This window comes from Eubacterium sp. An3 (assembly GCF_002159465.1).
Taxonomy (GTDB): Bacteria; Bacillota; Clostridia; order Lachnospirales; family Lachnospiraceae; genus Anaerobutyricum; species Anaerobutyricum stercoris.
On record NZ_NFIR01000010.1, the window covers coordinates 1 to 19,633 of the forward strand.

The following is a 19,633-nucleotide window of genomic DNA, read 5'->3' on the forward strand; positions in this document are numbered from 1 at the left end:
TGATGCAATAAGACAGAGATTTGCGGCATCATATCTCAATAGAAAAACACAGCGGGAAAGGTCGGCGACGACTGTGAGCGCAGGCGTCATGGGGATAGTATCGTTTATGTTCCCATAATCAGCCTGCCGAGGTGGAGGAGAAGAGTTTTCCGCCTGCGTTTTTCTATAGTGTATACGGCGTCGCAAATCTCGTTTGCTCCTGCATCCTCAGATTCTATCAAAACCCGCAGTTCCACCTCGACAAATCCCCATTTTAATCCGCCGACCGGATCACCAGCAGTTTCCCGGTCTTCATGCGGAGGATTCCGGTTTCGTCTGCCAGTTCATTGCTGATGCCAAGGCTCTGGGACGGACGAAGGGTCGCATCGTTCAGTGGATAAGAAAAACCTATCAGATCGATGCCCGTTACATCTCCACCCCAGGCAACCAGAGAGAAGAATTTCCTTTCCGGTATTTTCCTGTACATTTTCTCATTTTTTCCACAAAGCATCTCGATTTCGTTGTTTTTATCCACAATTTTTCCGGAGATACCCAATGTTGTCAACTTTTCAAGCATTCCGATATTGGCCAGAGCGTGGTCATACCGGGTTCCTGTGGCGCCCAGCAGAGTGACCTTCTCCGGTGACAAATCTATGGCGTATTCCACCGCCAGCTCCGTGTCCGTAAAATCTTTTCTTGCCGGAAATTCCCGCACAGGAACCCCTTGTTCTCTATAATATGCCAGCAGCCCCTCATCCCGCAGACTGTCAAAGTCTCCCAGAATGTCAGTGGGCGTCAGATGAAGCCGACGGCATGAGGCAAGACCGGAGTCCGCCGCTATAATGCGGTCAAATTTTTTGTCCCTCAGATAAGCGGCGGCAAAATCTGTGTCGATCCTGCCGCCGGTGAGAATTAATATGCAGTTTTTTTCTTTCATTTTTTCACCATTTCTTTGCATTTGCCAGTTCCTCATACAAATAACAATAATCATCATAACGCATCCGGCTGATAGCCCCTTCCTCGAGGGCCTGCTTTACGGCGCAGCCCGGCTCGTGGATGTGGGAACAGCCGTTAAAACGACATTGATTCTCATAATCGGCAAACTCCGGAAAATAAAAACGGAGCTCTTCCTTGTCGATATCCTCCAGATAGAGGGAACTGAAGCCCGGCGTATCCATGAGAAAAGTTTCCTCTCCCAAATAAATGAGCTCAGAATGACGGGTTGTGTGTCTTCCCCTCTTGATCTTCTCGCTGACAGCGCCGGTCTCCATCTGGGTCTTTGGACTGATCGTATTCAATGTGGAAGATTTACCGACGCCGGACGGGCCTGCCATCACCGTGGTCTTTCCCCGCAGCAGTTCTCTGATCTCCGGGATTCCCTCGCCCTCTCTGGCAGAGGAAAAGAGAACGCGGCAGCCGCTGTTTTCATAATCCTGCTGCAGTTGTTCCTTCTCCTCCTCCGACGCCAGATCCATTTTATTAAAGCAGATGATCACGGGAATCTGCTGTTTCTCCATCATGATGAGAAAACGATTCAAAAGCTGGAAATTTGGTTCCGGCTCATGAACGGCAAAAATGACGAGAGCCTGATCTACATTGGCGACCATAGGCCGGATAAGCTGGTTCTTCCGCTTGTGGATCACTGTGAGATTTCCTGTTTTCTCTTCCTCGGAAATCACATCAATATCTACGATATCTCCCACATTCGGTTTCATTTTCTTATTCCGGAAGATTCCTTTTGCCCTGCATTCATAAAGTCCGGCGCCTTCCACTTCCACATAATAAAAACCGCCGATTCCCTTCATGATTCTCCCCGTCATATTTTCCGTCCTTTCCTTTCTCTAATCGGCCACCCGTTCCCAGGTTACCGGATAACTGTTGTATTCCTGTCCGTTCACATAAAAGATTACCGTAGCGTCACGGCCGCTGTCGCTCTCAAAGCTCACATCCACCGGGAAGGAATCGGAATCGGCGTCCTCTTCCGAATAGATGGTCTGGGTTGAATTACCCTGTTCCAGCACCAGCTCAATATCTCCGGTCTCTCCCTCCTCAAAAGGTGAGTCATACACCTGAACAATTCCCGCGTAATGATAGCTCTCCTGTTCGCCAAGGCTGACCGTGATGGAAACCTCCGTTCCTTTATCTACCATGGTACCCGATTCGATGCTCTGTTCAAAGACGTCACCGACGCCGACAGAACCGCTGTAATCACTGGATACCGTGCCAAGGACAAGTCCCAGACGATTCAGTTCACGCTCTGCAGCTGCCTGACTGACGCCGTATAAGTCCGGCACCTCCACCTGGGAAACGCCGCGGCTGACTGTGATCGTCACAGTGAATCCCTCATCCACCATACTGCCTCCTTTTGGCGTCTGGCGGATCACATATCCTTCCTCCACGGTATCACTGTTGGCATAGACAACTTCCGCTTTCAGCCCCAGAGATTCCAGCTCGCTGATTGCCTCTTCTTCCTCGTAATTGACCAGAGGCGGCACTTCCACCTGAGTGTTCTCTTCTTCATCGGTTCCAAGCGTCAGGGTGATGGTGGAGCCTTCCAGAACGTCCCGGCCTTCATCGGTTCCCTGCGCCACAACAATGAGTGAATCGCTCTCTTCATCCACACCGTCCTCGTATTCGAATTTTGCGGTCAGATTTAATTCCTCCGCCTGGCTTTCCGCCCGGGTCCGCGTCATTCCGATAAAGCTTGGCAATGTGACGTATTTTTTTGCTTCCGTGGTTCCTTCTGTGGTAGTCTCATCGGCGGTATCTTCGGTATCTTCCATCGCCTCCGTGGTGCTTTCCGCCGTACTGCCGCCGGAAAAACGCAGAAGGTTCGTGGACGTTCCTATAAAATAAAAGACAAGACATGCCAGAAAAACGCCAAATACTATCGTGATGACCATGATCATTTTTTCCAGCTTCGGATGTACCGAAGCGTCATCGTCATAATCTTCGTCATCCTTCTCTGTGGATTGTCCGGTCACTTCTCCCGGATTTCCATCGCTTTCCGGCGCATGGTCTCCCATCAGCGTTTTCTTGATCTGTGCAATCTCTTCTTCTGAGCGTGCCTTCGTCGGACTGTCATCCACCTGCGGGCTCATATATACGTAATTGCCGTCCGGTGAAGTAAACACCTGCTGCAGATCCGCAATGAGCTCCGCCGCAGTCTGGTATCTTGCTTCCGGCTTCTTTTTCGTACATTTTAAAATGATATTTTCCAGGCTGACCGGTATATCCGGAAAATAGTTTCTCGGAGGAACAATCTCCCCCTCCAGATGCATCAGCGCAATGGCCACTGTATTCTCTCCATCAAAAGGAACCTTTCCTGTAGCCATCTCATACATGGTGATACCAAGAGAGTAAATATCGCTTCTTGCGTCGGAATAACCGCCTCTCGCCTGTTCCGGCGACAGATACCGCACAGAACCCATAGTGCTGGAGGCAATGGTATCGCCAGTGGCCGCTTTGGCAATGCCGAAGTCTGTCACTTTAATCTTGCCGCTGTCGGAAACGATGATATTCTGCGGCTTGATATCCCTGTGTACAATATTATGTTCGTGGGCAGCCTGAATGCCGCTGGCAATCTGTATGGCAAAATCCACGGTTTCCCGGACAGAAAGTCTCCCATACCGGCGGATATAACGCTTCAGCGTCATTCCTTCGGCCAGCTCCATGACAATGTAGTGAATCCCCTGATCATTGCCCTCGTCCAGGATGCTCACTACATTGGGATGATGCAGATCCGCCGTGGAGCGGGCTTCAGAGTTGAATCTCCGAACCAGAGTCTCATCCTCGCTGTATTCTTTCCGGAGTACTTTGACAGCGACATAGCGGTTTGTTTTGCGGCATCTTGCCTTATACACATCAGCCATCCCACCGGAGCCGATATGTTCAAGGATCTCATATCTTCCTCCTAAAATCATTCCTGTCTGAACCAAAAACGTCACCTCCCGTTTCCACACTGGGCGATAACGACCGCTATGTTGTCAAGTCCGCCGTAAAACAATGCTTCATCGACACATTCCCGGGCCAGCTCGTTCATCTCTCCCTGCTCTGCCATGATCTCTTCCAGCTTATCATCGTCCACCATGTTGGAAAGTCCGTCCGAACACAGCAGAATTTTCTGGCCGTCCGCAATATCCAGCATGAAGAAATCCGGCGAAACCGTATCCGATACGCCTACTGCTTTGGTGATGATATTTTTCTGTGGATGATTCCTGCTCTCCGCCCGGTCAAGCTCTCCCGCGCGCACCAGTTCCTCCACCAGAGAATGATCCATAGTCACCTGCCGGAGCGTACCGTCATAATAGTACAGACGGCTATCCCCCACATTCATGACGTAAACAACATGATCCACCACTGTGGCCGCCACAAATGTGGTTCCCATTCCGGCGTACTCTTCTTCCCGCCGGGACATCTCAAAGACTTCGGCGTTGACCTGCTGCAATATTTTCTCCATGGACAGAAACGGAAGCTCCTTCTCCGTCTTTTTTGCCAATTCCACAAATCTTGTCACGGAATAAGACGACGCCTTATCTCCGGCCTTATGTCCTCCCATTCCATCCGCAACGATATAAAGATTTGGAAAACAGCCCACCGGCTCATCGGAAAAGAAAAGATAATCCTGATTTACTTTTCTTTTCTTTCCTATATCCGTGATTCCAAAGGACTTCATCCATTCCCACTCCTTTCTTTATATCCTTTTCTGAGTTGTCCGCAGGCAGCAGAGATATCTCTTCCCATCTCTCTGCGGACTGTCACCTGAATATGATGTTTTTCTAATATATGCTGAAACGCCTGAATATGATTCTGCTCCGACTGTCTGTACTCTCTCTCCTTGACAGGGTTCACCGGAATCAGATTAATATGGCAGTTTAAGCCTTTCACAAGAGCCGAAAGCATCTCGGCGTGTTCCTTCTGGTCATTGACGTCTTTGACCAGACTGTATTCGAATGTAATCCGCCGGCCGGTCTTTTCCACATAATAAGCGGCAGCTTCCATGAGCTCCTTCATGGCGTACCGGTTTGCCACCGGCATCAGCTCCCGGCGCATGACGTCATTTGGCGCGTGAAGAGAAATGGCCAGAGTCACCTGTGGATATCTGTCGGCAAATTCATATATTTTCGGTACCAGACCGCAGGTAGACACCGTAATATTTCTGCGGCTGATATGCAGTCCCTGCTCATCTGTGAGCATCTCGATCATCCGGCACAATGCCTCAAAATTATCAAAAGGCTCCCCGGTTCCCATTACTACAATATGGGAAACCCGCTCTCCCGTCGCCCTCTGTATGGCGTAAATCTGGTCAAGCATCTCCGACGGATACAGATTTCTGGAAAGCCCCAGCAGCGTGGACGCGCAGAATCGGCAGCCCATCCGGCAGCCGGCCTGTGAAGAAATACACACAGAATTGCCGTGCTTATATTTCATCAGAACGCTTTCTATAATATTGCCGTCATAAAGCTCAAAAAGAAACTTGGAAGTTCCGTCAATTTTGGATACGTACCGTTCCACCTCCGTCACACCGTACAGCGGATGCTCCCGGAGAATCTTCTCCCTGCACGCTGCTGGAACGTTCTTCATCTCGTCCCCGGAACGGATCAGTTTCTGGTGAAGCCAGCCGTAAATCTGTTTTGCCCGGAACTTCTTCTCCCCCGCCGCTTCCACGGCGGCAGTGAGTTCCTCCATATTCATTGAGCGGATATCTGTCCAACTCTCCATTCTCTTCCTCCAATTTATTTCCTCGTGAACTTTGCCACAAAAAATCCATCGCAGCCGTCGATGCCCGGCAGCAGCTGCAGGTATCCTTCTTTTCCAGTCCGTCCCCGGAGATCTTTTGGCAGACATTCCTCAACGGACACCGGCTGAAGGGGCGTATTTTCCTCAATCCACCGCACATTTTCCACGTTTTCCTGTTGGTTCAGCGTGCAGGTGGAAAATATGAGAGTTCCGCCCGGTTTCACATACCTCCATGCTGTGGCGAGAATCTTTCTCTGCAGTTTCACAAGCTCATCAAGCTGATCTGCAGTCAGATGATATTTGATATCATTTTTACGTCCCATGATTCCCAGCCCGCTGCAAGGAAGATCCGCCAGCACCACATCCATGGTCTTCTCCAGAGATGCATCGTACTCTGTGGCGTCCCACTGCTCGATTATAATCTGGGAATATTTCAATCTGTCATTATTTTCCTGTAGTATTTCTGTCTTATATTCTGTCAGATCTCTTGCGATTACCTGTCCTTTGACTCCTGCGCGCGCAGCCGCGTGAAATGTCTTTCCTCCCGGCGCCGCACAGAGATCAAGCACTCTGTCTCCTTCTTTGATTCCGGAAACTTCCACCGGAAACATGGAGCTCTCATCCTGTACCACGAAAAGACCCTCTCGGAATGCCGGGATTTTATTCAGATAATTATACCCGGAAATCTGCAGAGCATACGGAAGATAACGACCATTATGCACGATCACTCCGCTTTCTGCCAGCGATTTTTTAAGCGCATCCGGCGTAATTCTGTCCTGACAGGCACGGATGGTGGTCGGCTTTGCCGTGAGAAAAGAGGACAGCATAGCTTCTGTCTTTTCTTCTCCATACTGATCTGCCAGCAAATGTACCAGCCACTGCGGCATGGAGTAACGGATCGACAAATATTCAGGCAGCTGGCTGTCTCTGTCCGGCAGCTGCAAATGCTCTTTTTCCCGAATCAGCGTTCGCAGCACTCCGTTGACAAAACCGGACAGACTGCGAAAGCCCCTTTTTTTCGCAAGATTCACCGCCTCGCTGCAGGCGGCGGCGTCTCTCACATTCATAAACAGAATCTGATACGCCGACAGACGCAGCAGATTCCGGATCAGCGGTTTGCATTTCTTCATTTTGGTTTTGGAGAAAGCGTCCAGAACATAATCAAGGTAAATTCTCTGTTCTGTTACTCCTTCGCAGAGCATAGTAAAAAACGCCCGCTCATTCTTCGGCGCAAACTGAAGCCGCATGAGCGCTTCGCCCATGACCAGATGAGACAGTCTTCCTGTCTTTTCCATATTCATGAGGACGTTCAGCGCTTCCTCCCGCATGTTAATTCTGTCCGCCATAAACCATTCCCTTTTTCACCGGATACCCCAGAAGGAATGCCTGCACCGGCATCCGCTTCTTACCCTGGAGCTGTACCTCGTTGACCTTCAGCTGTCCGTCGCCGGTCTGTACATAGAAACAATCCTTTTTCACATCGGTGACAGTACCCGGTACGGCCGTCTGCCCATTTGCCGGGTCAGCTTCCACATCGGCATCCCAGATCTTTAATGTCTTGCCATTCATATGAGTATAGGCGCTCGGCCAGGAGTTCAGCCCGCGTATGAGCCTCTCAATAGCCGCCGCGCTTTTTGTCCAGTCAATCTCTCCCAGCTCTTTGGTGAGCATACCTGCATAGCTGCTCTCGGCATCGTTCTGCGGAATCCGCACCGCCGTGCCGGCTTCCAGCTTCGCCAGGGTCTCAAGAATAAGCTTTCCGCCTGCGGCAGACAGTTTGTCATGGAGTGTCTCGCCCGTCTCCTTCGGCTCGACCGGAATGACAATCTTGTCAATCATATCTCCTGTATCCAATCCCTTTGCCATATACATGGTTGTAATACCTGTTTCTTTCTCTCCGTTGATGACCGCCCACTGTATCGGGGCGGCTCCCCGGTATTTCGGAAGCAGAGAGGCATGCACATTGATACAGCCATACTTCGGAATATTCAGGATGCTTTCCGGCAGAATCTGTCCGAACGCCACCACGACAATCACGTCAGGCTCCAGTTCTTTAAGCGTCTCCACAAACGCTTCCTCACGCACTTTTACAGGCTGATACACAGAAATATTGTGTTTCAGCGCTGTTTCCTTCACCGGAGGGCAGGCCATAGCCTTTCCACGTCCTTTTCGCTTGTCCGGCTGTGTCACCACGCCGATCACGTCATGATGAGCGATCAACGCTTCCAGAGTCGGGACGGAAAACTCCGGCGTTCCCATAAATATTACTCTCATTCTTCTTCCCACTCTTCCTCTTCTTCCAAATCTCTGTAAGGTTCGCTGGCCCGCTCGCCGTAAAGAATACCGTCCAGATGGTCCATCTCATGAAGGATGGCTCTCGCCCGGAGCCCTTCTCCTTCATAAATCACCGGATTCATATCCATGTCAAGAGAAGATACCTTCACGTAATTCGGTCTTGTGACCTCCGCCACCTTGCCCGGCACGCTCAGGCATCCCTCGTCATCAGTCTGCTCTCCGGAGGTCTCAAGAATCTCCGGATTGATCAGCACGATCGGCTCCTCATCTCTTACATCCACCACGCAGACACGGCGCAGGATTCCCACCTGCGGAGCCGCCAGACCAACGCCGTTGGCCTCATACATGGTGTCGAACATGTCCTCGATCAATGTCTCGATGGACGGAGTCATATTTTTCACCGGTTTACATTTTTTCTTTAAAATCTCATCGCCAATATAGCGAATTTTGCGAATAGCCATTTTGTTCTCCTTCATCTATATTTTATCATCTATATGTATTATCAAGCTTCATCATACCATACCCGGACACTTCCGTAAAGGCTCAGTAAATTCCCACGGGATCAAAGTCAAACTGGATCTGCACGCCTGCAAAAAGCGGGTGCTTCTCCAGTACCGGCTCCAGGCGGCTTTTGAGCTCCTCCAGCCGGTCCGCGTCCCTGTGCTTGATGTAGATCACCTGACGGTACAGGTCCCGCAGCTTCGCAATGGCCGCGTGGCCGGGATTCAGAAGCTGCACCGGCTCCGCCTCGCCTTCCTGGCTTTTTTCGATCATTTTCTGAATCCGCACCGCCGCCAGGTGGGCGGAAGATTCATCGCCGCACTGCACCAGAATCACCAGCAGATGGGCGCAGGGCGGATACGCCATAAGATTCCGGTAGACGATCTCCTGCCCGTAGAACTCCTCATAGGAGTGATGGACGGAAGCGGTGATGGCGTAATGATCCGGCGAGTAGGTCTGGATGACGACCTCCCCCGGTTTGTCGCCCCGTCCGGCACGGCCTGCCGCCTGACACAGCAGCTGAAAGGTCCGCTCTCCGCTCCGGAAGTCCTGTCCGAACAGGGAAAGATCCGCCGCCAGAATTCCCACCAGCGTCACGTTGGCGTAGTCGTGTCCTTTGACGATCATCTGGGTTCCCAGCAGCACGTCGGCATCTCCCCGGGCAAAGGTCTGTAAAATCTCCTGGTGAGCGTTTTTGCGCCGGGTGGTATCCATGTCCATCCGCAGCACCCGGATACCCGGAAACTCCTGATAAAGAGCCGCTTCCACCTTCTCTGTTCCAAGACCGAAGGCCGCCACATGGGGCTGTCCGCACACAGGACACTGCCTGGAAAATGCAGTCTCATATCCGCAATAATGGCAGCTCAGCCGTCCGCTTCTGTGATAGGTCATGGACACGTCGCAGTGGGGACATTTCATCACTGTGCCGCAGCTTCGGCAGGACACAAAGCCCGCAAAGCCCCGGCGGTTTAAAAACAGCATCATCTGTTCTCCCCTTGCCAGCCGCTCCCGCATCTTCTCTTTCAGGGATTCACTGAATACCGATCGGTTGCCCTGCCGGAACTCTTCTCTTAAGTCCACCGTCTCCACAGCGGGTAGCGCCGCATTTCCGGCCCGGTTTTTAAGAGTCAGCAAAACGTACTCTCCCTGCTGCGCCCGGTAAAAGCTCTCCACCGAAGGGGTGGCCGATCCCAGCACCACGCTGGCGCCAGCCAGCTGCGCCCGGTAAACGGCGGTCTCTCTGGCATGATACTTGGGCGTGCTGTCGCTCTTGTAAGCGCCGTCATGCTCCTCGTCTATGATGATCATCCCCAGCCGCTTCGCCGGGGCAAAAAGAGCGGAGCGGGCGCCGATGATCACATCCGCCTCCCCCGCTGCGATTCTCTCGCAGGCGTCGGACCGCTCCCCCGCCGACATGCGGGAATGAAGCACCGCGATCCGTCCGCCGAAACGCTCATAGAACCGTCGCACCGTCTGATAAGTCAGGGAAATCTCCGGTATGAGAACGATAGCCTGCTTTCCCTGCGCAAGCACCGTCCCGATCATATGGAGGTATACTTCCGTCTTGCCGCTTCCGGTGACTCCGAACAGCAGATAGGTGGGATAAACGCCCTCCTGAAAATCCCGGCGGAATCTTTCCGCCGCCGCCTGCTGCTCCTCATTTAACTGCACAAAGGTCTCTTTTTTCTCAAACTGCGGAAACGGGGCCCGGTACGTCACCTTCGTCTCCATGCGGATGACGCCGTCTTCGGCAAGCTTCCTCAGTTCCTTTAACGGAAAACGGCATTCTTTTACCGCCTCATCTTTGGACATTTGTCCCGTCACAAGGAGTCTGCCCAGAAAACGCGCCCGCGCCGTGCGGTGTTTTCTCTCCCACTCTGCCAGCAGCGTCTCCGCCTCTTCTTTTGTGATTGCCAGATAAATGTTTGTTTCCTGACGGTGCCGGACGCGGCTCTTGACCGGCATCACGGTCTTTAACGCCTGAATCATGGAAGACCCATACCGCCTCTTTAAGAATGCGGCCACCTGGATCAGCTGGGACTCCACCGTGAGGCTTCCCTCCGCCACCCGGGTGATCTCCTTGATCTTATTTACGTCATAGTCCGGCTCTTTCTTAAGGGCGATGACATAGCCCTCTTTCTCCCGGTTTCCCGCGCCAAACGGCACGCAGACCCGGACTCCCGGCGTCACCGCGTCGCGCAGGGAAAGAGGCACCCTGTATTGAAATACTTTATCGAGTGCCTCATGAGAAATATCTATGATAATATCCGCAAAGATTTCTTCTCCCATTTCATTTCCTTTAATATTTTCCATCAAGAACATCCTGAACGATCTCTTCTTCGCTCATGTGATACTTCTGGCCCTTGATCTCCTGATACGTCTCGTGACCCTTTCCGGCGAGAATCACAATATCTCCCGGCTGCGCATGGTGCATCACATAAGAGATGGCCTCCCGGCGGTCAATGATGGAAATGTACTCTCCGTCGGTCTTTTTGATGCCGGTGAGGATGTCGTCTATGATTGCCTGCGGCTCCTCGAACCTCGGATTATCTGAGGTGATAATCGTCAGATCCGCCAGCCGTCCGGATACCTCGCCCATCTCAAAGCGGCGCAGCTTCGAGCGGTTGCCGCCGCAGCCAAAGAGGCTGATGAGCCTTGCCGGATGATACTCCCGAAGAGTCTTTAAGATACTTTCCAGAGCCACTGCATTGTGCGCGTAATCCACAATGAGCGTGTAGTCATAGCCGGTCGGGATGATCTGTACCCGTCCCTTCACGGTAAATGTTTTTAAAACTTCATTGATCATGGAAAGATCCGCACCCATTTCCAGAGCCACGCAGATGGCGCCCAGGGCATTGTGTACGTTAAAGGTTCCCGGCACGCCGCAGGAAACTCTTCCATTTAAAAGGCCGCTCACGTCAAAGTCCACGCCGAGGAAGTCGGTGTCTCTGGTGAGGGTAATATTCTGCGCTCGAAGATCGGCGCCCTCCGCCAGACCAAAGGTCTGTACCGGACACACCGCCTTAGCGGTAATCTCCTCAAAATGTTCATCATCCAGATTGGCAAATCCTTTTTTGCACTGGGTAAAGAGCATCGCCTTGCAGGAAAGGTATTCCGCAAAATCTTTGTGCTCATTTGGCCCGATATGATCCGGAGACAGATTGGTAAATAACCCGTAGTCAAACTCGATACCGGCTGTACGGTCCAGCTTAAATCCCTGGGAGGAGGCCTCCATGACCACCGCGTCGCAGCCGGCGTCCACCATCTCCCGGAAATACCGGTGGATATCGTAGGATTCCGGCGTCGTATTATTGACAGCGATATGTTTATCACCGATGACCACCTCGATGGTTCCGATGACGCCGGTCTTGTGTCCGGCCTTCTCCAGAAGCGCCTGAATCATATAGGTGGTGGTGGTCTTTCCCTTGGTGCCTGTCACGGCGATGGTGGTCAGTTCCTTCGCCGGATGTCCGAACCATGCGGCGGATACAAGCGCCATGGCGTAGCGGGTGCTCTCCACCTGGATCACGGTCACAGTCTCCGGAACATCTACCGGGTCCTCCACCAGAAGCACGGCCGCTCCCTTCTTCGCCGCTTCTTCTGCAAATGTATGACCGTCAAAGGATGCGCCTTTGATACAGATAAACATGCAGCCTTCCGCCAGCTTTCTCGAATCGTTGACTACCGCGGAAACCTCCGTATTGACATCACCCTGCAGGCATTTATAGGAAAGTCCTTCTAATAACTGAATACATTTCATGGTGTTCATCCTTTCTGAGACGCCGGCAATGGCTTCCGGCGCTTTTATCCATTTTATCCATATTTTAACCTTTTGTGTCTGTACCGTCAATAAAAACAGCGCCGCCCCGAAGAGGATTCCCAGGGAGTCCACGCCCACGTCAAAAAGGCGGCAGCTCCTGCCCGGCACAAAATACTGATGAATCTCGTCGGTCACCGCATACAGAATACAAAAGGGAATCGTCTTAAAAAGCAGTGTGGCAAAACCCGCGCCAAACTTTCGATGCGGAGCTTCACTGCTGTCCGCGCTCTGACACGGCATGCCCTGGCGGCCGAAGGCCAGCCGCAGCATCAGCCCGTGGATGCAGGTCACAAAAGAAAAGACGGCGTATTCTGTAAAATGCGCCAGTTTGCGCACCGGCGCCTCCAGCCACTGGCTCCACTGCTCTATCTCTGCCCGGCTCAGATCCAGACCAAACAGTTTCTGCACCGCCCGGACAATCTGCCCGCAGATTCCTCCGCTTAATCCCGAAGACCGAGTGGCGTCCTGCGCGGAAAACGAAAATATGAGAATCATCATCAAAAGGACAAGAAATCCTGTAAGCAAAAGGCAGACACCCAGTCTCCGGTGTCTGCCCCATAAATTATTCTTCTGTCTCACTGCTGAAACCTGCCTCATCCGGCTCTCCCTCAAAGTCAATGGCATCGGCTTCCTCTGTGTCTGCCTGACGGGCAGCCTCTGTCTGTCCGGCAGCCTCCAGCGCATCGATGTCATCCAATACATTATCATCATCAAATGAATCGTCAAAATCCACTTCTTCGTCATCCTGAAGAATCTTGATCTTGCCGTTGTAAAGCTCTTTCACCGCGATGGATAACGGTTTGTCTCCCTCCACGCCGTCAACCAGCGGCTTTGCTCCGCCGATGATCTCCCTCGCGCGCTTGGATGTGGCGATAACGATGGAGTAACGGCTGTTGATACCCGGTTCCTCCCCGCGGAATTCTTCACTGTTGATCTTCTCCATAAGTTCTGTATAAGATGGATGTAACATATAATAATCTCCTTTCTGCAATTATCCCTGATACTCTTTCAGTCCTTCTTTAAGGCTTGCGATAAAGTTCTTTCTGCGGCTCACGCGGCAGGCTTCGCTCTCTATGATGGAATGAATCTGCGCCATACATTCTTCCAGCTTACCTTCTTCGTTATTGACAATGTAGTCGTAAACCGGAATGCTTTCGGCCTCCTCGACAGCCCGGCGCATCCGCTTTTCAATGACTTCCGGCGCCTCGGTGCCGCGTCCCACCAGTCTGTTTTTCAGGATCTCGATGGAAGGCGCCGTGATAAACAGCAGAATCGCATCCGGATACTGCTCCTTGATCTTCATGGCTCCCTGCACTTCAATCTCCAGGATGACCACCTGACCTTCGTCCAGACTGTCCTCCACAAACTTTCTCGGCGTTCCGTAATAATGTCCCACATACTGGGCATACTCGATATATCCATTGTAATCCACAAGACTCAGGAATTCATTTTCTGTCTTGAAAAAATAATCTTTCCCGTCCTGCTCTCCCTCTCTCGGCTGCCTTGTGGTGGCCGAGATGGATAAACGATATCCGTATTTTTCCACCAGCGCGCGGGAAACAGTTCCCTTGCCCGCTCCGGAAAAGCCGGAAATCACAACCAGCGTTCCTCTGTTATCCATCATTTTCTTCCTCTTTCTCTTCGTTTTTAAAACCGCTCCTGCACCGGATGGCTATGGTCTCTGTGGTGAGCGCCGACAGCACCAGATGTCCGCTCTCCATGATAAGCGCCGTCCGTGTCCTCCTCCCGCAGGTGGCGTCCACCGCCAGACCCTCGTCCCGGGCGTTCTGGATCATCCGCTTGATGGGAGCCGCGTCCGTACTCACCATGGAAATAATCTTATCTCCGTTTACCATATTTCCAAATCCGATGTTAATCAACTGCGCCATATTTTCTCCGTTTATTCTATGTTCTGCACCTGTTCTCTGATCTTCTCAATCTCTGTCTTCAGATCGATGGCCATGTTGGAAACTGTGATGTCGTTGGCCTTTGACAAAATGGTGTTGGCCTCCCGGTTCATCTCCTGGGCGATAAAGTCGAGCTTTCTTCCCACATTGCCGCCGCGGAGCAGCTCTTCCTCCATATTCTGTATATGACTTCTCAGACGGACCGTCTCTTCATCCACACAGATCTTATCCGCATAAATGACCACTTCAGTGGCGATACGGCTCTCGTCCACATTAGTATCGGCCAGCAGCTCTCTGACCTTGTCTTCCAGCTTCTTACGATAGTCGCCCACCATCTGCGGATACCGTTCCTCGATTCCGCCGATGTTGCCGGTCATCCCGGCAAGCTTCTGAAGAATATCTTCTTTTAACTGCTCTCCTTCCCGCTGCCTGCTCTCCATAAACTGCTGCAGGGCCTGTTCCACAGCCAGAAGAAGCGTCTCCTCCACCTCCTCAGGATTCAGCTGCGCCTCCGAGAGCATCAGAACCTCCGGCATCCTTGCAATCCGGTACGCACTGGTGTCTTTCTCAACGCCCAGTGACTCAGAAAGCTCCGAAAGGGCACGGTAATACTCCATGCCAAGTTCTTTATTCAACTGCACACATGCCGCATGTTCCGACAAATCTTCATAGCCGATATAAACGTCCAGCTTTCCCCGGTTCACTGCCTTCTTTATGGTGCCGCGCACCGCGTTTTCCAGGCTGTTTAACTTCTTCGGCATCTTAATATTCAGGTCGCAGTATCTGTGGTTGACCGCTTTTATCTCCACAGTAATTTTGCATTGTTCGGTCACAATCTCACTGCGGCCAAATCCGGTCATGCTTTTTATCAATCTCTCCACCTCATCTCCAAATGTCTTACTGCAATTTCAAAGGTATTATATATGAAAAAAAACTGTTCGTCAATTCACGATTGGCGCTCTGTTAAATCCTTTTGCAAAGGTACCAGATAGTGGATGGCGGCTCCGCTCCCATGGGGTATAAAAAAGTCTTTCCGGAGTTCCTCATATTTAAAATGCTTCGGTCCGCCTGACTCCATCCGGTCCCAGTACTTTTTCAGTTCGGTAAAACGCAGGTAATAACATTCCTGCCGGTGAGAAAAATAGATAAGGAGAAAACTTACGCCCCCCTGTGTCTCATATCCCTCCATAAATTCCATCTGATGCCGGTGAACATTCTGCATGGGAAAGGTGTCCGTATGACATTCCTTGGCGTCAAAGCAGACCGGCACCCCCTGCACCACGCCGATATAATCCACCGTACTCTTTTTTTCAAAATACGCAAGGGTGATATGCCGGCTGTTTTTATCAAAGCGGACCGGCGTGATGGGCGTCGGCACCTTCTGGATAAGCGCCAGCTTTTTGTCTCTGTATTTCTGGTTGGTATAATTGATCATTTCCTCCAGAACCGATCCTCTCAGTCCTCTGGATGTCCATGTTGCCATTCTTATTCCTGCCTCTGATTTTTTATTTCTTGCTCTCGCTGATTCATTGGGTTTCATCCGGCTTTCTATCTCCATCGCTGATTCATCGGTTTTATCCTGCGTTCTATCGCCGCCGTTCGTTCAACGACAATCCGTAAAACTCCATGGCCTGCCGGAACGGCGCCGGCGGCGGATCGATCACATGGAGCATACGGGAAGCTGCATGAGCGTCGCTGCCCGTCATCTTCAGCTCATAACTGTGAAGCAGCTGATAGTTGATGCCGGTTTTCCGTTTCAGACGGTCATTTTCCGCACGGCTGCCGTACTTGTAATCACCGAGCACCGGATGTCCTTCCGACGCCAGATGGGCGCGGATCTGGTGGCTCTTTCCTGTGATGAGCCTGACCTTTAAAAGCGTTGCTTCCGGCGAAGTGTCAAGAACCTGATACCAGGTCTCCACCGGCGAAGCTCCCTCGGCGGGACGCCGGGAAAGCGTAACGGTATTCTTCTTTTCGTCTTTTATGAGCCAGCCTTTGATTTTCCGGTCTTCCCGCATGGTTCCCTGCACGATGCACAGATAATATTTCTCAAGTTCCCTCTTCCTGAGCATCCGGCTTATGGTCTGAAGACCCGCCGTTGTGATGCCGCAGAGAACAATTCCGCTGGTATTCCGGTCCAGCCTGTTTGCCACAGATGGACGAAAAGCAGTCGTTCCTTCTTTAATAATGTCATTCTTCCGGCAGTAATCCAGAAGATAATCATTGAGGGAATCGTCCTCCGGCCTGGCTTTCTGCGTGAGCATCCCCGCCGGCTTATGAAAAATCAGGATATCTTCTGTGGCATACAGCAAATGAACCTGCCGCCGCAGGGATTCTTCTCTTTTTCCTGTGGACGGCTTCTTTTTCCCGACAGGCCGCTCATCTTTCGAAACAGACGATACATTTCTTCCGGTCCGACCGGTAAACTTCGCAAGAGTCTCTTCCGAAAAATAAATCTGGATGGAATCACCCTCCCTGATTTTCTCGTTTCCCTCCGCCTTGTTTCCATTCAGCTTAATATTCTTTTTACGGAGCATTTTATGGAGAAAACCGGAAGCTGCTTCCGGCATATATTTTTTCAGATAACGGTCAAATCGCTGCCCGGCCTCCGCTTTAGTCACAATAATTTCTTTCATTTCTGTCTTCCCATAAAATGAAGGAATACTTTATGCGGCAGAACTTTGGACGCCGTATGGAACAGTTTCATCGGTTTTCCATAAACCGAGATTTCTTTTCCTGCAATATTATCCCTCCACGCCTTTCTCACAACTTTTTTCGGGTCTGACATCACCATTTTCTTATAAGCCGGCAGATGTTTTTGTTCCGCCGCCCGTTTGAAAAATTCGGTTTTCACCGCGCCCGGGCAGACAACAGTGATACCAAGATTGCTTTCCCGGCATTCTGCCCGCAGACTTCGGACAAAACTCAGCACAAAAGCTTTGGTCGCCGAATATACCGCAAAACCCGGCTGTGGCAGAAATGCCGCCGAGGACGCCATATAGATCATCCGGCCGCCTTTTTCCATATACGGCAGAAACATGGTCGTAAGCTCCACCACACTGCGGCAGTTGACATCCACCATCTCCATCTGCTCCTCGGCAGGAATCTCATCAATTCTCCCCATGATTCCAAAACCGGCACAGTGAATCATGAGAGAGATTTCCGGCTGTGTCTCTTCCAGTTCTTTCCTGAGCCTCTCCATATCCTCCTCTTTCTGCAGATCAAGCGCCAGCACCCGGAATGTCTGCTCCGCATAATGTTTCTGCCATGCCTCCAGCCGTTCTTTTCTTCTGGCTATCACCCAGATTTCATCCAGATTCAGCTGTTCACTCATGGTCAGTTTTACAAATTCCTTCCCCATACCGGAAGAAGCCCCGGTTATTATCCCAATCTTCATGATCGCCCTCCCTGTCCGTGTTTCTTCTTTTTGTGCACGTTACGGATTGTTTTCTTCTTCTTTGCCGATTTACCGGCAGCAGCTGCGTGACGGTCTTTCCCCTTAACCGTTTTGTTACCCGGGACAGACTGCCGCTCCCTGACTGAAAATGTTCTGCCGGTACCGGCAGTTTGTCTGCCGCCGTGTCCCTGCCGGGGCGGAATCAGACATTTTTCACCGTAGCCGATCAGGTCTTCCCGCCCTGCCGCCAGCAATGCTTCCTTTACAATAGCATAATTTTCGGGATTTTGGTACTGTATGAGCGCACGCTGCATCTTTTTCTCTCTGGCTGTTCTCGGAACATACACTGGCTTCATGGTGCGCGGGTCAAGTCCCGTATAATACATGCAGGTGGAAATGGTTCCCGGCGTCGGGTAATAGTCCTGCACCTGCTCCGGCATATAACCCAGATCCCTGACATACTCCGCCAGCTCCACCGCCTCTTTCAGACCGGAGCCCGGATGGGAAGACATCAGATACGGAACAAGATACTGCTTCTTTCCCAGTCTCCGGTTCATTTCGTGATAGCTTCGGACAAAACGCTCGTACACATCGTTGGACGGTTTGCCCATCATGGAAAGCACCGAATCGCTGATATGTTCCGGCGCCACCTTGAGCTGTCCGCTTACATGGTATTCGCACAGCTCCCGCAGAAAGTCTTTGTCGTCTTCTGCCAGCACATAATCAAAGCGGATACCGGAGCGGATAAATACCTTCTTCACTCCCGGCAGCCGGCGCAGCTTTTTTAATAAGGAAATGTAATCCCTGTGGCTGCTGTCCAGATTCGGGCATGGTTTTGGAAACAGGCACTGCCGGTGACTGCACACGCCTTTTTCTATCTGTTTTCTGCAGGCAGGGTGACGGAAATCCGCCGTCGGTCCGCCCACATCGTGAATATATCCTTTAAAGTCCGGGTCTTTAGTCATCTGCTCCGCTTCCTTGAGAATGGACGCATGGCTCCGCACCTGCACGCGTCTGCCCTGATGAAAAGTAAGCGCGCAGAAGCTGCAGCCGCCAAAGCAGCCCCGGTTGCTGACCAGGGAAAACTTCACTTCCTGAATGGCAGGAACGCCTCCCTCGGCGTCGCAGGAAGGATGCCATGTCCGCTGATACGGCAGATCATAGACGGCGTCCATCTCCTCTGTTGTAAGAGGCAGCGCCGGCGGATTCTGCACCACGTACTCTGTTTCTTTATAAGGCTCCACCAGCCGCTTTGCCGTTATGGCGTCAGTGTTCTGGTACTGCCGGTAGTAGCTTCTGGCATATTCTTCCTTTGACTGAAGTATGGACGGATAAGACGGAAGTAATTCATAATCTCCGGAAAGCTCCGACAGGCTGCGGCAGCGAAATACCGTGCCGCGCACATAAGTGATCTCGTTCACCGGGATTCCTGCCTGCAGCGCTTCGGCGATCTCCAGAACAGAATGCTCTCCCATGCCGTACATCAGAAGATCCGCACCGGCGTCCAGCAGCACCGAACGCTTTACCGTGTCGCTCCAGTAATCGTAGTGGGCCAGCCGCCGCAGGGACGCTTCAATACCGCCCAGCAGAATCGGCGTCTTCTTATAGGTCTTCCGTATAAGATTGCTGTAAACGGTCACCGCCCGGTCCGGTCTTCTGGAAAAACCGCCGCCCGGCGTGTAGGCATCCTGATGTCTCCTCTTCTTAGCAGAGGTATAATGATTGACCATGGAATCCATATTGCCCGCCGACACAAGAAACGCCAGTCTCGGCTCCCCGCAGACAGTGATGCTCTCGTCCTCTTTCCAGTCCGGCTGCGCGATGACCGCCACTTTATAACCTGCATGTTCCAGCAGTCTCGTGATGATTGCCATCCCGAAAGACGGGTGATCCACATAAGCGTCGCCGGAAATGTACACAAAATCCACCTGTTCCCAGCCACGCTCTCTCATCTCTTTTTTATTTGTAGGCAAAAAGTTGTTTCGTCTGTCCATG

General features: G+C 51.7%; 18 protein-coding genes. All 18 read right to left on the reverse strand.

The window, feature by feature from the left end:
- Window positions 1-253 precede the first annotated feature (253 nt).
- The gene (locus B5F87_RS09790) at window positions 254-916 is read right to left on the reverse strand and encodes a thiamine diphosphokinase (protein WP_158097012.1); all 663 of its coding nucleotides are present in this window, start codon (window positions 914-916) and stop codon (window positions 254-256) included.
- A 4-nt stretch (window positions 917-920) separates the two neighbouring features.
- Window positions 921-1,799: a ribosome small subunit-dependent GTPase A gene (rsgA, locus tag B5F87_RS09795; protein ID WP_087280491.1), complete on the reverse strand. Its 879-nt coding sequence runs from the start codon at window positions 1,797-1,799 to the stop codon at window positions 921-923.
- A 21-nt stretch (window positions 1,800-1,820) separates the two neighbouring features.
- Window positions 1,821-3,917 carry a Stk1 family PASTA domain-containing Ser/Thr kinase gene (gene pknB, locus B5F87_RS09800; protein WP_087280495.1) on the reverse strand — a complete coding sequence of 699 codons (2,097 nt, stop codon included), beginning with the start codon at window positions 3,915-3,917 and terminating at the stop codon, window positions 1,821-1,823.
- A 5-nt stretch (window positions 3,918-3,922) separates the two neighbouring features.
- On the reverse strand, window positions 3,923-4,654 hold the full coding sequence (locus tag B5F87_RS09805) for a Stp1/IreP family PP2C-type Ser/Thr phosphatase (protein ID WP_087280498.1): 732 nt from the start codon (window positions 4,652-4,654) through the stop codon (window positions 3,923-3,925).
- Window positions 4,651-5,700 (reverse strand): 23S rRNA (adenine(2503)-C(2))-methyltransferase RlmN, encoded by a 1,050-nt coding sequence (rlmN, locus tag B5F87_RS09810; protein ID WP_087280500.1) that lies wholly within the window; start codon window positions 5,698-5,700, stop codon window positions 4,651-4,653. Before rlmN ends, B5F87_RS09805 begins: the two co-directional genes overlap by 4 nt.
- Window positions 5,701-5,714: 14 nt before the next feature.
- Window positions 5,715-7,064, reverse strand: a complete 1,350-nt coding sequence (gene rsmB, locus B5F87_RS09815) for a 16S rRNA (cytosine(967)-C(5))-methyltransferase RsmB (RefSeq protein WP_087280502.1) — start codon at window positions 7,062-7,064, stop codon at window positions 5,715-5,717.
- Complete coding sequence (gene fmt / locus B5F87_RS09820) at window positions 7,048-7,992, reverse strand: methionyl-tRNA formyltransferase (RefSeq protein WP_087280505.1); 945 nt, start codon at window positions 7,990-7,992, stop codon at window positions 7,048-7,050. Before fmt ends, rsmB begins: the two co-directional genes overlap by 17 nt.
- Window positions 7,989-8,474: a peptide deformylase gene (gene def / locus B5F87_RS09825; protein WP_087280508.1), complete on the reverse strand. Its 486-nt coding sequence runs from the start codon at window positions 8,472-8,474 to the stop codon at window positions 7,989-7,991. Before def ends, fmt begins: the two co-directional genes overlap by 4 nt.
- 82 nt (window positions 8,475-8,556) lie before the next feature.
- Window positions 8,557-10,827, reverse strand: a complete 2,271-nt coding sequence (gene priA / locus B5F87_RS09830; protein WP_242964380.1) for a primosomal protein N' — start codon at window positions 10,825-10,827, stop codon at window positions 8,557-8,559.
- Window positions 10,814-12,931 (reverse strand): UDP-N-acetylmuramoyl-L-alanyl-D-glutamate--2,6-diaminopimelate ligase, encoded by a 2,118-nt coding sequence (locus B5F87_RS09835; protein WP_158097013.1) that lies wholly within the window; start codon window positions 12,929-12,931, stop codon window positions 10,814-10,816. Before B5F87_RS09835 ends, priA begins: the two co-directional genes overlap by 14 nt.
- Window positions 12,897-13,304, reverse strand: a complete 408-nt coding sequence (rpoZ, locus tag B5F87_RS09840) for a DNA-directed RNA polymerase subunit omega (protein ID WP_087280513.1) — start codon at window positions 13,302-13,304, stop codon at window positions 12,897-12,899. Before rpoZ ends, B5F87_RS09835 begins: the two co-directional genes overlap by 35 nt.
- 21 nt (window positions 13,305-13,325) lie before the next feature.
- On the reverse strand, window positions 13,326-13,958 hold the full coding sequence (gene gmk, locus B5F87_RS09845; protein WP_343215754.1) for a guanylate kinase: 633 nt from the start codon (window positions 13,956-13,958) through the stop codon (window positions 13,326-13,328).
- A complete protein-coding gene (locus tag B5F87_RS09850; protein ID WP_087280519.1) occupies window positions 13,948-14,223 on the reverse strand; it encodes a DUF370 domain-containing protein in 276 nt (91 codons plus the stop codon). Before B5F87_RS09850 ends, gmk begins: the two co-directional genes overlap by 11 nt.
- 11 nt (window positions 14,224-14,234) lie before the next feature.
- The gene (locus B5F87_RS09855) at window positions 14,235-15,122 is read right to left on the reverse strand and encodes a YicC/YloC family endoribonuclease (protein WP_343215755.1); all 888 of its coding nucleotides are present in this window, start codon (window positions 15,120-15,122) and stop codon (window positions 14,235-14,237) included.
- 65 nt (window positions 15,123-15,187) lie between these two features.
- Complete coding sequence (locus tag B5F87_RS09860) at window positions 15,188-15,724, reverse strand: Holliday junction resolvase RecU (protein WP_087280696.1); 537 nt, start codon at window positions 15,722-15,724, stop codon at window positions 15,188-15,190.
- 103 nt (window positions 15,725-15,827) lie between these two features.
- Window positions 15,828-16,877: an RluA family pseudouridine synthase gene (locus B5F87_RS09865; RefSeq protein WP_087280524.1), complete on the reverse strand. Its 1,050-nt coding sequence runs from the start codon at window positions 16,875-16,877 to the stop codon at window positions 15,828-15,830.
- Window positions 16,874-17,638 carry an SDR family NAD(P)-dependent oxidoreductase gene (locus B5F87_RS09870; protein WP_087280527.1) on the reverse strand — a complete coding sequence of 255 codons (765 nt, stop codon included), beginning with the start codon at window positions 17,636-17,638 and terminating at the stop codon, window positions 16,874-16,876. The genes B5F87_RS09865 and B5F87_RS09870 overlap by 4 nt, the downstream gene beginning before the upstream one ends.
- Complete coding sequence (locus B5F87_RS09875) at window positions 17,635-19,632, reverse strand: YgiQ family radical SAM protein (RefSeq protein WP_087280530.1); 1,998 nt, start codon at window positions 19,630-19,632, stop codon at window positions 17,635-17,637. Before B5F87_RS09875 ends, B5F87_RS09870 begins: the two co-directional genes overlap by 4 nt.
- Between the last annotated feature and the right edge of the window lies 1 nt (window position 19,633).